This window comes from Streptococcus sanguinis SK355, assembly GCF_000212855.1.
GTDB classification, from domain to species: domain Bacteria; phylum Bacillota; class Bacilli; order Lactobacillales; family Streptococcaceae; genus Streptococcus; species Streptococcus sanguinis_A.
On record NZ_GL890993.1, the window covers coordinates 1,127,383 to 1,140,791 of the forward strand.

Genomic DNA, 13,409 nt, shown 5'->3' on the forward strand with positions numbered 1-13,409 from the left:
ATGCTATTTTTTGAAAATGTAGCTAATCTTTTGACAAGATTTCTGAAAGGGTTTACAATAAAACTAACAAATTATAAAGCGAGGTATGTTTATGGCAAAAATGAATGCTGCGCGTTGGTATGGCGCTAAAGATGTCCGTATTGAAGAAGTGGATGTACCGGAAGTCCAACCGCATCAGGTCAAAATTGCGGTCAAGTATACAGGAATCTGTGGAACTGACTTGCATGAATATCTGGATGGACCGATTTTTATTCCGACAGAAACAGAGCATGTCTACTCTGGTCAGAAAGCGCCTGTAACTTTAGGACATGAGTTTGCTGGGGAAATTGTTGAGGTCGGCAGTGCTGTGACACGGGTCAAAGTTGGCGATCGAGTGACAGTTGAACCTATTTTAGCTAAGCATAATCTTGTCGGTGATTATAATCTGGATCCTAATCTAAACTTTGTCGGTTTGGCGGCTGACGGTGGTTTTGCCAAATACTGTGTTTTGGATGGAGACATTGTTCACAAAGTTCCAGACAGCCTTAGCTATGAGCAGGCAGCCTTGACAGAACCTGCTGCTGTGGCTGTTTACGCAGTCCGTCAGTCAGCTCTTAAGACGGGCGATACAGCGGTTGTCTTCGGTTTGGGGCCAATCGGGCTCTTGATTATTGAGGCTTTGCGGGCAGCCGGTGCCTCTAAGATTTATGGAGTTGAATTATCTCCAGAACGCCAAGCCAAGGCAGAGGAGCTTGGGGCCATCATTGTGCGACCAGAAGAAGGAGAAGATGTGGTAGCTGCTATTCAGCGTTTAACTGGTGGTGGGGCAGATGTGTCTTATGAAGTGACTGGGGTGCCGGTTGTGCTGGGACAAGCTTTAGCTGCTGTCCACAAGGCCGGAGAATGTATGGTGGTTTCTATCTGGGAACGAGAAGCTAGCATCAACCCTAATGAATTTGCCATTCAAGAAAAATCGCTTAAGGGTATTATCGCCTATCGGCATATTTTCCCTAAGGTGCTGGAACTGATGGAGCAGGGCTATTTCTCTGCTGACAAGCTTGTGACCAAGAAGATTAAGCTAGAGGATATTGTGCAAGAAGGCTTTATCGAGCTGACTCAGGACAAGGCGCAGATCAAGATTTTGGTATCGCCAGAATAAAATCTTTGCTTAATCATGAGACGAAAATCAGTCAAAACTGGCTGATTTTTCTTTATGGTTTGTGCTGTAATAAGTAAAGATTTAGAAAGAGGTTGGATGTCAAAAGTTTTGAAAGGTTCATTTCATATTTTTCTGAAAGTCGCTTTAAGCTGATTCCTTGTTTTCTTAGTTCATAGATTCGAACTTTATCCTCATAAGTTAGTTTCATTTAAAAACACCCCAAAAGTTAGATTTTTTCTGTCTAACTTTTGGGGTGCGGTTCAATTCAACTTCTTTTTTATTTGGAGACCATTTTCCAGAAAAAATCAATGATATAAGTCAGTCCGTAGGTATAGATGACGAGAGTGATGGGCTTGCAGAGAAGGATAATCAGCATGTACTTTTTGAAAGTCATCTTGGTCAGGGCCGCCAGCATGCAGAGAAAATCTGCTGGACTGATGGGCCAAATCATCATGAAGATAAAGAAGCGCTCAAAGCGATTACCCTTATCCAGCCATCCGATATATTTATCATAGGTGCGCTTGCTGACGACAGACTGGACAAAGGCCGGACCATAGGTGCGCGCCAGATAAAATATCAGGGCGCAGCCAATGACAATGCCGATATAGTTATAAATGGTGCCAACGATATGGCCGTAGATGAAAACACCAGCGACAGAGGTCAGGGCGCCAGGGATAATGGGCACGACCGTCTGTAGAATCTGCAGGAAGATAAAGAGAGGTGGTCCCCAGATGCCAGCCTGCTGGATAAAGGCTGAGAGAGTTTCCTTGGAATGGAGGATGCCAGCGAAATAGGCCCAAAGACAAAAGGCCACCGTTCCTAGAGCGCCAATGGCGGACGACCAGTTGATAATCTTTTGCAAAAGAGGGGAAACAGCCTGCATCTGTCTGTTTTTTTCTGCCATACAAACCTCCAGGACATTTATACTATCACCACTATAATATCATCTTTTGTCCTTTTTGTAACCTTTGAGACTGAAGGTGCCAAAAAGCCCATTTTATGCTATAATAATGAAAATACGAATTTTTGGAGAGAGATGTGGCGATTGAAGATTATATGCCAGACTTTGCGGTCGAGGCAGTTTACGATTTGACAGTAGAGAGTTTGAAAAAACAGGGGATCAAAGCGGTTTTGGTGGATTTGGACAACACCCTGATTGCTTGGAATAATCCTGACGGAACCCCAGAGATGAAGAAGTGGCTTCATGATTTGCGGGACGCAGGCATTCGGATTATCCTGGTGTCCAATAATAACCAAAAACGGGTCAAGCGGGCTGTTGAAAAGTTTGAAATTGACTATATCTACTGGGCCATGAAACCCTTCACTTGGGGAATTGATCGGGCGCTCAAGCTTTTTCATTTTGAAAAAAAGGAAGTGGTCATGGTGGGCGACCAGCTTATGACGGATATTCGGGCTGCTCATCGGGCCGGGATTCGTTCCATTTTGGTTAAGCCACTGGTTGAGCACGACTCTATCAAGACTCAGATCAATCGGGCGCGTGAACGCCGTGTGCTCAAAAAAATAACTGAAAAATACGGCCCAATTCAATACAAAAAAGGAATTTAAGCATGGAAGAACTTCTCTGTATCGGCTGCGGAGCCACTATTCAGACAGAAGATAAGGGTAAGCTGGGCTACACGCCCCAATCAGCTCTAGAAAAAGGCTTGGAGACAGGTGAACTCTATTGTCAGCGCTGTTTCCGCCTGCGCCATTATAATGAAATCAGCGATGTCCAGCTGACGGATGATGACTTTCTGCGGCTTCTGCATGAGGTTGGAGATAGTGACGCCTTGGTCGTCAATGTTGTTGATATTTTTGACTTTAATGGATCGGTTATTCCTGGTCTGCCTCGTTTTATCGCAGGAAATGATGTTCTCTTGGTCGGGAATAAAAAGGACATTCTGCCTAAGTCGGTCAAGGATAGCAAGGTGACCCAATGGCTGACGGAGCGGGCTCATGAGGAAGGTTTGCGACCAGTCGATGTGGTCCTGACCTCTGCTCAGAACAAGCAGGCAATAAAGGACTTGATTGACAAGATTGAGCATTGCCGCAAGGGACGTGACGTTTATGTGGTCGGCGTGACCAATGTCGGCAAATCCACTTTGATTAACGCCATTATTCAGGAAATCACGGGTGATAAGGATATTATTACGACTTCGCGTTTCCCGGGTACAACTCTGGACAAAATCGAGATTCCTTTAGCGGACGGCAGTCATATCTATGATACGCCGGGCATTATCCATCGTCACCAGATGGCTCACTATCTTTCTGCTAATAATCTCAAATACATCAGTCCCAAAAAGGAAATCAAACCCAAAACCTACCAGCTCAATCCTGAGCAAACCCTCTTTTTGGGTGGCCTAGGCCGCTTTGACTTTGTGGCAGGTGACAAGCAGGGCTTCACGGCTTATTTTGACAATGAGCTCAAGCTCCACCGGACCAAGTTGGAAGGCGCCAGCGGCTTTTATGACAAGCATGTCGGTAGTCTCTTAGTGCCACCGGTTGGCAAGGAAAAGGAAGAGTTTCCAGCCTTGGTCAAGCATGAATTTACCATCAAGGACAAGACAGATATCGTCTTCTCGGGTCTGGGTTGGATTCGCGTCAGTGGTCCTGCTCGAGTAGCTGGCTGGGCGCCAGAGGGTGTGACGGTTGTCACTCGGAAAGCTATTATATAATACTCAAGAAACCAAGGGGAATAAATCTCCTTAAAATAAGGAAGGAAAAGGCTATGAGCAGTGGGAAAAGCAGGTCCCAACTGTCTCAAGCCTTATAGAAGAACATGACACTAACATCAAAACAACGCGCCTTTCTCAACAGTCAGGCACATAGTCTCAAACCTATCATTCAGATTGGGAAAAATGGACTCAACGACCAAATCAAAACCAGTGTCCGTCAGGCACTAGATGCGCGAGAACTGATCAAGGTTACGCTCTTGCAGAATACAGATGAGAATATCCATGAAGTTGCTGAGATTTTGGAAGAAGAAATCGGAGTGGATACAGTGCAGAAGATTGGCCGGATCTTGATTCTCTACAAGCAGTCCAGCAAGAAGGAAAATCGCAAACTCTCTGTCAAAGTCAAGCAAATTTAAGGAAAGATTTCTGTGGAGATATCAGCCTATGGCTATTGAATTACTGACCCCCTTTACCAAGGTGGAATTAGAACCAGAAGTTAAAGATAAAAAACGCAAGCAGATTGGCATTTTAGGTGGGAATTTCAACCCTGTCCACAATGCTCATTTGGTCGTGGCGGATCAGGTCCGTCAACAGTTGGGCTTGGATCAGGTCCTGCTCATGCCAGAGTACGAGCCGCCGCATGTGGATAAGAAAGAGACCATCGATGAACAGCATCGGCTGAAAATGCTGGAGCTGGCTATTGAGGGTATTGAAGGCTTAGGAATTGAAACCATTGAGCTGGAACGCAAGGGAATTTCCTATACATATGACACTATGAAGCTGCTGACAGAGCAACATCCAGATACGGACTATTACTTTATCATCGGTGCTGATATGGTGGACTACCTGCCTAAATGGTACCGGATTGATGAACTGGTTGAGCTGGTTCAGTTTGTAGGAGTTCAGCGGCCGCGTTACAAGGCGGGGACTTCTTACCCTGTCATCTGGGTGGATGTGCCGCTTATGGATATTTCCTCCAGTATAGTGCGGGATTTTCTGGCTCAGGGACGGACTCCTAATTTCCTGTTGCCGCAGCCAGTGCTAGACTATATCAAGAAAGAAGGGCTTTATCTATGACCTATGAAAGTTATATCAGTATGGGCCGTGAGGCCTTGCTGGCTAAGATGGAAACAGTCATGTCTGAGAAACGCTTGCGGCATTGCCTAGGCGTGGAAAAGGCTGCCCGTGAATTAGCGGAGCGCTTTGGTCTTGACGTCGAAAAAGCGGGTCTTGCAGGCCTTCTACACGATTATGCCAAAAAGGTCTCGGATGAGGATTTCCTATCCTTGATTGACAAATACAAACTGAATCCTGACCTGAAAAACTGGGGCAATAATGTCTGGCATGGTATGGTGGGCATTTACAAGATTCAGGAAGATTTAGGCATCAAAGATGCTGAGATTCTGCGAGCCATCGAGGTTCATACAGTGGGGAGTAGCACCATGTCTGAGCTGGACAAGGTCGTCTATGTCGCCGACTACATTGAGCATAATCGGAACTTTCCAGGAGTGGACAAGGCTAGAGAGCTGGCCCAGCAGTCGCTCAACCAAGCTGTGGCCTATGAAACAGCAAGGACGGTGGAGCATTTGGCTCACAAAGGAATGCCCATCTATCCGCGGACCTTGGAGACTTACAATGCCTTTGTAGGATATTTAAAGGAAATAGAAGAATGAAAACAGCTTTAATCATTATAGATGTACAAAATATCTTAGTGGAGACAGGTTTTCAGTTTGCTAAAATGATGGATAAAATTTCCTTTCTGCAACATCAGGCTAGGAGTAAAGGTGTCGAAATTATCTATATTCAGCATATTGAAAATCCAGAAGATAGTGAATTGGAAGATTGGCAGCTGTCTCCTCTCTTGAATCGAAAATCAGACGAAAAGGTCTTTCAGAAGAAGTATAATAGTATATTTAAAGAGACTGGTTTAAAAGATTACTTGGATAAAGAAGATATTGGTCGTCTAGTTTTATGTGGAATGCAGACGGAATATTGTGTAGATGCATCGGTTAAAGTTGGATTTGAATTTGATTATAAACTTGTCATTCCAGAGGGTGCTTTTACAACTTTTGATGGGGAAGATGCTTCGGCAGAAAAAATAAATACTTTTTATCAAAAAATTTGGGACGGACGTTTTGCGGATGTTCGAGATTACAAAAACATTTTTAATTAAAGAGGAACTATGAAAGAACAAGAATTATTGGAACTGGTCGTGAAGGCGGCCGATGAAAAACGTGCAGAAGATATTGTGGCATTGGACTTGCAGGGTCTGACTACTGTGACAGATTACTTTGTCATCGTCAGCTCTATGAACAGCCGTCAGCTGGATGCAGTAGCTGAAAATATCCGTGAGAAAGCTGCTGAGGCTGGTGTTTCTGCTGGCCATGTTGAGGGAGACGCAGCTGGTGGCTGGGTGCTCTTAGACTTGGGCGGCATCGTTGTCCATGTCTTTTCTGAGGAAATGCGGGCGCACTACAATCTGGAAAAGTTGTGGCACGAAGCAACCGGTGTGGATGTTGCAGCCCTATTGGAAGAAAAGAATAAGTGATTTTTTGCCTTTAGGCAAGAAATCAGAATTCGGCTCAGTCAGCCTGCTGGTTGGGCTATTTTTGAAAGGAAAAGTATGGCAACTTATGAAACCTTCGCGTCGGTTTACGATGCGATTATGGATGATTCTTTGTATGAGAAGTGGACGGATTTCAGCCTGCGTCATTTTCCCAAGGATAAGAAAAAGCTGCTGGAGCTTGCTTGTGGTACGGGGATTCAGTCTATTTATTTTAAGCAGGCTGGTTTTGATGTGACGGGGTTGGATCTTAGTCAGGAAATGCTGGATTTGGCAGAAAAGCGTAGCAGAGAGGCCGGTTTGGACATACCCTTTATACAAGGTAATATGCTGGATTTGAGTGGCATCGGTCAGTTTGATTTGGTGACTTGTTATTCAGACTCGGTTTGCTATATGGAGGACGAAGTCGATGTCGGTCAGGTTTTCACTCAAGTCTACCAGCATCTAAATGACGGCGGTCGCTTTATCTTTGATGTGCACTCGATTTACCAGATTGATGAGGTTTTTCCAGGCTATTCTTATCATGAAAATGCTGAAACTTTTGCCATGGTGTGGGATTCTTATGCGGACGAACCGCCTTATTCTATCGTACATGAGTTGACCTTCTTTGTCCAAGATGAGGATGGGCGTTTCACGCGCCATGATGAGGTGCATGAGGAGCGGACCTATGAGATTCTGACCTATGATATCTTGCTGGAGCAGGCTGGCTTTAAGAATGTCAAGGTCTACGCGGACTTTGAGGACAAGGAGCCAACTGACAAGAGCGCTCGCTGGTTTTTTGTGGCGGAGAAATGAGATGACAGTTACCGGTATTATCGCAGAGTTTAATCCTTTTCATAATGGACACAAATATCTGCTGGAGCAGGCTTCTGGTCTGAAAATTATCGCTATGAGCGGCAATTTTGTTCAGCGAGGAGAGCCGGCTATCGTGGACAAGTGGACTCGTGCACAGATGGCTTTGGAAGCTGGAGCGGATTTGGTCCTTGAGTTGCCTTTCTTGGTCAGCGTTCAGGCGGCAGACTTTTTCGCTAAGGGGGCAGTAGACATCTTAGAGAGACTGGGCATTGAGCATCTGACTTTTGGGACCGAGGAAGTGCTGGATTATGAGAGTATTTCTAGGGTCTATGGTCAAAAGGCAGAGCAGATGGAGGCTTATCTGGCTGGCCTGCCTGATTCCCTATCCTATCCCCAGAAGACTCAGGCCATGTGGCAGGAGTTTGCTGGGCTCAACTTCTCAGGCTCTACTCCCAATCATATTCTAGGATTGGCTTATGCCAAGGCCGTGGCGGGAAAAGATATAAAGCTGTGCCCGATTCAACGTCAGGGGGCTGGCTACCATTCCTTATCAGCTAATCAGGAATTCGCCTCTGCAACTGCCCTCCGTCAGAAGTTGGATCAGCTAGACTTTCTCAAAAAATATACTCCAGCCTATCACTTGCTTGAAACGGCTCCCAAGGTGACCTGGTCGGACCTCTTTCCTTATCTCCGTTACCAGATAGTGACCTGTCCGGATTTAACAGACTTTTATCAGGTCAATCAGGAGTTGGCCGTCAGGATTAGAGTGGCCTTGAAAAGCAGTGAGACCATAGAAGAGCTAGTTGAACAGGTGGCGACCAAACGCTATACCAAGGCTCGGGTCCGGCGTCTGCTGACCTATATCCTAGTCGGAGCTAGGCAAGAAGAGCTTCCGTCAGGTGTTCATATTTTAGGCTTTTCCGAGCAGGGGCGCCAGCATTTGTCCAGCCTTAAAGGTAAGGTCGAATTGGTCAGCCGAATCGGCAAGGAACCCTGGGATAGTCTCACCCAGCAGGCTGATAAGGTCTATCAGCTAGGCGATCTCGCACTGACGGAACAGAATTTTGGACGGGTTCCGATTATGAAAGACAAGCAAGGCTGAATGTTCAGCCTTTTTGCTTTATTTGTGGTGGAAAATAAAAAATGGTATAATAAATGAATAAACTTGTTTTAACTAAGGAGCATGATTTGCTTTTTAGCGGTTTGACTGTTGGTATGAAAGCTAATATTCGGTCAATAAAACTTTGCTAGGCTTGATTGGATGATAATCTTTCATATCCATGTCTCAAAGGAGGAAGACTCATGAAAATTCAAAAGATTACCTTTATGGCACTTACAGCCTTGCTTACGCTTAGTTTAGGTGCTTGTAGCTTGATTGGGCAGAAGCATTCTCAAAAGAATCATGGTGGGACTGAGAATAGCTCCCGTGAGAGCCAAAAGAATACTTCTTCTGACGATATTGAAGAACTCTTGGAGAAAGCAGAAACTGCGAATGAAGATCTAACTTCAATGAAAATGAAGGTGAAATTATCTATCACTGTAGATGGTTCCAATAAAACTCAAACGATGAGCGGAGATCTTCTGTATGATAAAAGCACAGATGAGCTGGCCAAGGGGCATTTAGTCATAGATGGAAAAGAGAGCGGTCAGGAGAGTTATCAAGAAGCGATTATGCCAGGCGGAGAGGATAAACTTTTGTATACTCGTTCTTCTAAAAATGGAACATGGTCTAAGCAAGAAATGGAAAGCGGGGCAGATTATTATGTTCAGCCCGATTATTTCAAACTCATGGATGGCTTTTATCAAATGGCTGATGATGTCACTGTAAAGGAAAGCGGAGATGAATATGTCTTTAAATTAAGCAGTAAAAATGCTGATTTGCTAGGGCTTTTTGGTGAAGAATTCAAACTAGAGCTGTCAGGTGTTACTCAGGCAGATATGGATAAGAAGTTAGAAGTACGCTTGGATAAAAAGACCTTATTCTTAAAAGACTTTAAGCTAGGTTTATCTTATAAAGGTGAAAAAGGTAGTATGGATGTTCAAACAGATACTCATTATTCTGACTGGAACACTATAGATGAAGATGAGTTTAAGGCACCTCAGTAAAGCATTGACAGAATAGCTTCAAAACTATTAGCTGAGAAAGAAAGGAAAAGTCATGCCTTTATTGTTTGCTTTTCGCTACCGTAGAGGACTCTATTTGACCATAGTAATCTTAGCCTCTGTCTTTTTAGTCTCAGGCATCATTTTCGGCGCTTTAGCTTGCCTGCTCTTGTTTTCAATTGATAAAGCTATGCCTGGAGCAGGAATTATTTCATTCGGTTTGCCTTCTTTCCTTACCTTTCTCTTAGCTAGTCTACTTGAAATTTTTATAATAGTCCATGCGGGACGCAAGCTGAGTAAAAAGTGCTTTGTTCTCGCGGGAACAGAATGGGGCTTGACCGTGAGAGGAGCTTTTTTGAAAGAGCATAGCTTTGCTTGGAATCAGCTGGAAAGTGTCTTTTACCGGCCGGCTTGGGGAAGAACTTCTGATGGGCAGGCTTCTTTTCGACTGGGAGTCAGGTACTATCGGAGAGACTACCTATATGTCAAGCCTTATCATGGCAAGTCCGTTCGAGTAGATGTCACTTTTTTAGATGGCAGAATAGAGGATGTTTTTGCCTACTTAAGCAGATGCAAACCGGATTTGCCTATTGTGAAAAATTATCAGTGAACTTTTTTGATGAATTTCGGTAAAGGTCCGTTATGACAGACCCGCCGGTTTCGGGAAATAGAATGTATCGTCCAGTTGCTCTTTTAGCGACTGGATTTTTTATGGAATTGAAAACAGAAATCAAATTTGTCTCGATTTCAGCCCAGCAGAAGTTGAAGAATACAACCAGAATCTTCTAGAAGCTATCATTTTTTCTTAGTGATTTTTCTGATTCCCTGTGTTATAATAAGAAAGATTAAAAATGTAATTTATCAAAAGGAGAATCTCCAATGGGACGTAAATGGGCCAATATTGTGGCAAAGAAAACGGCCAAAGACGGCGCGAACTCAAAAGTATATGCTAAGTTTGGTGTGGAAATCTATGTAGCAGCTAAAAAGGGTGATCCAGATCCAGAGTCTAACACAGCTTTGAAATTCGTTATCGACCGAGCTAAACAAGCTCAGGTGCCGAAGCATGTCATTGACAAGGCTATCGATAAGGCAAAAGGAAACACTGACGAAACATTTACTGAAGGCCGCTATGAAGGATTTGGGCCAAGCGGTTCTATGCTGATTGTCGATACCCTGACTTCAAATGTCAATCGGACTGCAGCCAATGTCCGTGCTGCTTTTGGTAAAAATGGCGGCAATATGGGAGCTAGCGGCTCGGTATCTTATCTTTTTGATAATAAAGGTGTGATTGTCTTTGCGGGTGACGACGCTGACAGCGTCTTTGAACAGCTGCTGGAAGCAGATGTAGATGTAGATGATGTTGAAGCAGAAGAAGGCAGCATCACTGTCTATACAGCGCCAACGGACCTTCACAAGGCCATCGTGGCTCTGCGCGAGTCTGGCATCCAAGAGTTCCAAGTAACTGAGCTTGAAATGATTCCTCAGTCTGAAGTAGAGTTGACCGGCGAAGACCTCGCAACCTTTGAAAAACTTTATAGTGTTTTAGAAGACGACGAAGATGTTCAAAAAATCTATACGAATGTAGATGGATTCTAAAGATACTTGACCTGTAGTTGGAGCTACAGGTTTTTCTGTAATGAGAAGTATCAAACTGTATTTACCAGTGCAGCCAAGTATGGTAAAGTACAAAAGTCATAGTATTAACTTATTAAAGAGAAGCACTTGGCTTCCTGTGCCTTGCTTCCAAACCAGAACGAGATTATCAGTTGAAATTTGTCAAAACTGATGGCAAATGGGTCTTGGAGCGTGATTTTTCTTATGAATCTATTGTCATCTCTTTTGAAGGCGATATCTCATAATTGCAAAATTAGAGGGCTGATTATTGATTATTAGCTTTCTATTTTTGTGCCCTCGTCCAGCTTTGTGCTATACTGGATGGTAGATAGGTGTATTCGAGTAAAGGAGTCTGCCATGAAAAAATTTTATGATAAACTGATGCAAATGCGGCATTATCTTCATCAGCATCCAGAGCTGTCTGGGCAGGAATTTGAAACCACGGCTTTTCTAAAAGGCTATTTGGAAGATTTGGAGATTAGGATTTTAGAATCCGGTCTGACAACTGGCCTAGTTGCCGAGGTTGGCTCTGGCAAGCCGGTTATTGCCCTGAGGGCTGATATTGATGCTCTGCCCATTTTGGAGCAGACAGGTCTGCCGTACGCCAGTCAGAATTCAGGCGTCATGCACGCTTGCGGCCATGATTTTCATCAGACCAGCCTTTTGGGGGCAGCGGAGCTGCTCAAGGCTATGGAAGGTGATTTGAGAGGAACGGTTCGTTTGATTTTTCAGCCAGCTGAGGAAACTTCTCAGGGAGCCAGCCAGGTTCTTGCGACTGGCCTGTTGGACGATGTGTCTGCTATTATCGGCTTTCACAATATGCCCCAGCTTAAGGCGGGACAGCTAGCACTTAAAGCGGGAACCATGATGGCTGGGGTTGAGAAATTCAAAGTGGAGGTAGAAGGAGTCAGCAGCCATGCGGCTAGACCGGATTTGGGTGTTGATACAGTATTGACCTTAACTAGTATGATTCAAAATCTGCAGCCTCTAGTGGCCCGCACAGTGTCTCCTTTTGAAGCAGCTGTCTTGTCTGTAACTCATATAGAAGCGGGGGCAACTTGGAATGTACTGCCGCAGTCGGGCTTTTTTGAAGGAACGATTCGTAGCTTCAATCCGACCTTGCAGCAGCGTCTTAGGGAAGACTTTATCCGAATTGTAGAGAATACAGCGGAGAATTTTGGAGCTCAGGTCAGGATTTCTTGGGACCATACACCGCCAGTGACCTATAATGATCCTGAATTGGCCGATCTGCTTTATGAGCACTCCCAGAATCTGGCTGAGGTCCTGCCTGTCAGTCCATCCTCGGCTGGAGAAGATTTTGCCTTTTATCAGGAGAAGCTTCCAGGAGTCTTTGCCTTTATCGGTTCAAATGGTGCGGAAAATGCTCCTGACCTCCATCATGACAGCATGGTCATTGACGACGAAGCCTTCAAAGTTTCTGTTCCTTACTATGTGGAAAGTGCTCTCTTTCTCCTGCAGCACTACAGGCAGAAAGTCGAGTAAATGACTGTCTCAGAGCTGATAAAGAAAAGCTATCACCTCCATAAAAAATATATAATGGTCAAGCTTCTTCTTATTTGATATGATAAAGAAAGATTTTTTAGGAGGAATTCGAAATATGAACCTGAAGAAAACCTTGAAATACTTCTCTCTGGCAGCCGTCAGTGTCTTGGCCATTGGTGCCTTGGTGGCTTGCTCATCATCAAGTGAGAAGAAAACAGAGAAAACAAAGGTAGAAGTCGGAACAGTGGGAACTACCAAACCATTTTCATACGAGGATAAAGACGGTAAACTGACTGGTTACGATATCGAAGTCCTTCGTGCTATCTTTAAGGATTCAGACAAGTATGAAGTCAATTTCAATAAGACCAAGTGGGCTTCTATATTCTCAGGTCTGGACAGTGATCGCTACCAGATCGGTGCCAATAATATCAGCTATTCCGAAGAGCGGGCTAACAAATATCTCTATGCTAGTCCATATGCGAAAAATCCAACAGTTTTAGTTGTCCGTAAGGGTGAGGGCATCAAATCGCTGGATGACATTGGTGGCAAGTCTACTGAGGTTGTTCAGGGGACTTCAACAGCTCAGCAGCTAGAGGACTACAACAAGGAACATAGCGATAAACCGACAAAAATCAATTATACGGACGGAACCATTCAGCAAATCTTGGCCAATCTGAATGACGGCCGTACGGACTATAAGATTTTTGAGCGCATAACTGTAGAGTCTATTATCAAGGACCAAGGCTTGGATAATCTGGAAGTAATTGAGCTTCCAAGCGACCAGCAGCCTTATGTTTATCCGATTATTGCAAGCGGTCAGGAAGAACTGCAAAAATTTGTCAACAAGCGAATCAAAGAACTCTATGAGGATGGTACGCTTGAAAAACTGTCACAAGAATTCTTTGGCGGCTCTTACCTGCCAGATGCAAAAGATATCAAGTAAGAAATCCCATCAAGTCTGAACTGCAATTTGGCTGACTAGACTTTGATACAAGAAATACGATAAGGGCGGGGAAGC

Annotated in this window: 16 protein-coding genes and 1 pseudogene; 15 read left to right on the forward strand and 2 right to left on the reverse strand. The window is 44.3% G+C overall.

Annotated elements, in window-relative coordinates; translation table 11 throughout:
• The first annotated feature begins 91 nt into the window (after positions 1 to 91).
• Positions 92 to 1,138 (forward strand): 2,3-butanediol dehydrogenase, encoded by a 1,047-nt coding sequence (locus tag HMPREF9389_RS05770; RefSeq protein ID WP_032906405.1) that lies wholly within the window; start codon positions 92 to 94, stop codon positions 1,136 to 1,138.
• A gap of 103 nt (positions 1,139 to 1,241) precedes the next feature.
• On the opposite strand, the pseudogene HMPREF9389_RS12375 reads toward HMPREF9389_RS05770, so the two are convergent.
• Positions 1,242 to 1,346, reverse strand: a pseudogene (locus HMPREF9389_RS12375) (transposase); the annotation flags it as partial.
• A gap of 69 nt (positions 1,347 to 1,415) precedes the next feature.
• Positions 1,416 to 2,042, reverse strand: a complete 627-nt coding sequence (locus HMPREF9389_RS05765; protein ID WP_002929544.1) for a TVP38/TMEM64 family protein — start codon at positions 2,040 to 2,042, stop codon at positions 1,416 to 1,418.
• Between the two features lie 134 nt (positions 2,043 to 2,176).
• Here HMPREF9389_RS05765 and HMPREF9389_RS05760 point away from each other — a divergent pair, with 134 nt between their 5' ends.
• The 14 genes from HMPREF9389_RS05760 (at position 2,177) to HMPREF9389_RS05695 (ending at position 13,334) form a co-directional block, all read left to right on the forward strand.
• Positions 2,177 to 2,704, forward strand: coding sequence for a YqeG family HAD IIIA-type phosphatase (locus HMPREF9389_RS05760; protein ID WP_032906406.1), 528 nt, complete (start codon positions 2,177 to 2,179; stop codon positions 2,702 to 2,704).
• A gap of 2 nt (positions 2,705 to 2,706) precedes the next feature.
• Positions 2,707 to 3,813 carry a ribosome biogenesis GTPase YqeH gene (yqeH, locus tag HMPREF9389_RS05755; RefSeq protein WP_002929547.1) on the forward strand — a complete coding sequence of 369 codons (1,107 nt, stop codon included), beginning with the start codon at positions 2,707 to 2,709 and terminating at the stop codon, positions 3,811 to 3,813.
• A 104-nt stretch (positions 3,814 to 3,917) separates the two neighbouring features.
• Positions 3,918 to 4,229 (forward strand): ribosome assembly RNA-binding protein YhbY, encoded by a 312-nt coding sequence (gene yhbY / locus HMPREF9389_RS05750; RefSeq protein ID WP_002896287.1) that lies wholly within the window; start codon positions 3,918 to 3,920, stop codon positions 4,227 to 4,229.
• A gap of 28 nt (positions 4,230 to 4,257) precedes the next feature.
• Entirely contained in the window at positions 4,258 to 4,890 is a 633-nt protein-coding gene (locus tag HMPREF9389_RS05745; protein WP_002929550.1) for a nicotinate-nucleotide adenylyltransferase, read from the forward strand.
• On the forward strand, positions 4,887 to 5,486 hold the full coding sequence (gene yqeK / locus HMPREF9389_RS05740) for a bis(5'-nucleosyl)-tetraphosphatase (symmetrical) YqeK (protein WP_002929552.1): 600 nt from the start codon (positions 4,887 to 4,889) through the stop codon (positions 5,484 to 5,486). The genes HMPREF9389_RS05745 and yqeK overlap by 4 nt, the downstream gene beginning before the upstream one ends.
• Positions 5,483 to 5,986 (forward strand): cysteine hydrolase family protein, encoded by a 504-nt coding sequence (locus tag HMPREF9389_RS05735; RefSeq protein WP_002929554.1) that lies wholly within the window; start codon positions 5,483 to 5,485, stop codon positions 5,984 to 5,986. Before yqeK ends, HMPREF9389_RS05735 begins: the two co-directional genes overlap by 4 nt.
• A gap of 9 nt (positions 5,987 to 5,995) precedes the next feature.
• On the forward strand, positions 5,996 to 6,361 hold the full coding sequence (gene rsfS / locus HMPREF9389_RS05730; protein WP_002903960.1) for a ribosome silencing factor: 366 nt from the start codon (positions 5,996 to 5,998) through the stop codon (positions 6,359 to 6,361).
• A 75-nt stretch (positions 6,362 to 6,436) separates the two neighbouring features.
• Positions 6,437 to 7,171, forward strand: coding sequence for a class I SAM-dependent DNA methyltransferase (locus HMPREF9389_RS05725; protein WP_002929556.1), 735 nt, complete (start codon positions 6,437 to 6,439; stop codon positions 7,169 to 7,171).
• Between the two features lies 1 nt (position 7,172).
• The gene (locus HMPREF9389_RS05720; protein ID WP_002929558.1) at positions 7,173 to 8,273 is read left to right on the forward strand and encodes a nucleotidyltransferase; all 1,101 of its coding nucleotides are present in this window, start codon (positions 7,173 to 7,175) and stop codon (positions 8,271 to 8,273) included.
• 200 nt (positions 8,274 to 8,473) lie between these two features.
• Complete coding sequence (locus tag HMPREF9389_RS05715; RefSeq protein WP_002929560.1) at positions 8,474 to 9,277, forward strand: DUF6612 family protein; 804 nt, start codon at positions 8,474 to 8,476, stop codon at positions 9,275 to 9,277.
• A 187-nt stretch (positions 9,278 to 9,464) separates the two neighbouring features.
• Positions 9,465 to 9,884, forward strand: a complete 420-nt coding sequence (locus HMPREF9389_RS12090; protein WP_328262171.1) for a hypothetical protein — start codon at positions 9,465 to 9,467, stop codon at positions 9,882 to 9,884.
• Positions 9,885 to 10,153: 269 nt separating this feature from the next.
• Complete coding sequence (locus tag HMPREF9389_RS05705; RefSeq protein ID WP_002929563.1) at positions 10,154 to 10,870, forward strand: YebC/PmpR family DNA-binding transcriptional regulator; 717 nt, start codon at positions 10,154 to 10,156, stop codon at positions 10,868 to 10,870.
• 375 nt (positions 10,871 to 11,245) lie between these two features.
• Positions 11,246 to 12,391 (forward strand): M20 peptidase aminoacylase family protein, encoded by a 1,146-nt coding sequence (locus HMPREF9389_RS05700; RefSeq protein WP_032906409.1) that lies wholly within the window; start codon positions 11,246 to 11,248, stop codon positions 12,389 to 12,391.
• Between the two features lie 115 nt (positions 12,392 to 12,506).
• Positions 12,507 to 13,334: an amino acid ABC transporter substrate-binding protein gene (locus tag HMPREF9389_RS05695; protein ID WP_032906412.1), complete on the forward strand. Its 828-nt coding sequence runs from the start codon at positions 12,507 to 12,509 to the stop codon at positions 13,332 to 13,334.
• The last annotated feature ends 75 nt before the right edge of the window (positions 13,335 to 13,409 follow it).

Excerpts from the sequence above, each read along its gene's own strand:
- HMPREF9389_RS05770 (WP_032906405.1), top strand. The coding sequence starts at position 92 with ATGGCAAAAATGAATGCTGCGCGTTGGTATGGCGCTAAAGATGTCCGT.
- HMPREF9389_RS05765 (WP_002929544.1), bottom strand. The coding sequence starts at position 2,042 with ATGGCAGAAAAAAACAGACAGATGCAGGCTGTTTCCCCTCTTTTGCAA.
- yqeH (WP_002929547.1), top strand. The coding sequence starts at position 2,707 with ATGGAAGAACTTCTCTGTATCGGCTGCGGAGCCACTATTCAGACAGAA.
- yhbY (WP_002896287.1), top strand. The coding sequence starts at position 3,918 with ATGACACTAACATCAAAACAACGCGCCTTTCTCAACAGTCAGGCACAT.
- HMPREF9389_RS05745 (WP_002929550.1), top strand. The coding sequence starts at position 4,258 with ATGGCTATTGAATTACTGACCCCCTTTACCAAGGTGGAATTAGAACCA.
- yqeK (WP_002929552.1), top strand. The coding sequence starts at position 4,887 with ATGACCTATGAAAGTTATATCAGTATGGGCCGTGAGGCCTTGCTGGCT.
- HMPREF9389_RS05735 (WP_002929554.1), top strand. The coding sequence starts at position 5,483 with ATGAAAACAGCTTTAATCATTATAGATGTACAAAATATCTTAGTGGAG.
- rsfS (WP_002903960.1), top strand. The coding sequence starts at position 5,996 with ATGAAAGAACAAGAATTATTGGAACTGGTCGTGAAGGCGGCCGATGAA.
- HMPREF9389_RS05725 (WP_002929556.1), top strand. The coding sequence starts at position 6,437 with ATGGCAACTTATGAAACCTTCGCGTCGGTTTACGATGCGATTATGGAT.
- HMPREF9389_RS05720 (WP_002929558.1), top strand. The coding sequence starts at position 7,173 with ATGACAGTTACCGGTATTATCGCAGAGTTTAATCCTTTTCATAATGGA.
- HMPREF9389_RS05715 (WP_002929560.1), top strand. The coding sequence starts at position 8,474 with ATGAAAATTCAAAAGATTACCTTTATGGCACTTACAGCCTTGCTTACG.
- HMPREF9389_RS12090 (WP_328262171.1), top strand. The coding sequence starts at position 9,465 with ATGCCTGGAGCAGGAATTATTTCATTCGGTTTGCCTTCTTTCCTTACC.
- HMPREF9389_RS05705 (WP_002929563.1), top strand. The coding sequence starts at position 10,154 with ATGGGACGTAAATGGGCCAATATTGTGGCAAAGAAAACGGCCAAAGAC.
- HMPREF9389_RS05700 (WP_032906409.1), top strand. The coding sequence starts at position 11,246 with ATGAAAAAATTTTATGATAAACTGATGCAAATGCGGCATTATCTTCAT.
- HMPREF9389_RS05695 (WP_032906412.1), top strand. The coding sequence starts at position 12,507 with ATGAACCTGAAGAAAACCTTGAAATACTTCTCTCTGGCAGCCGTCAGT.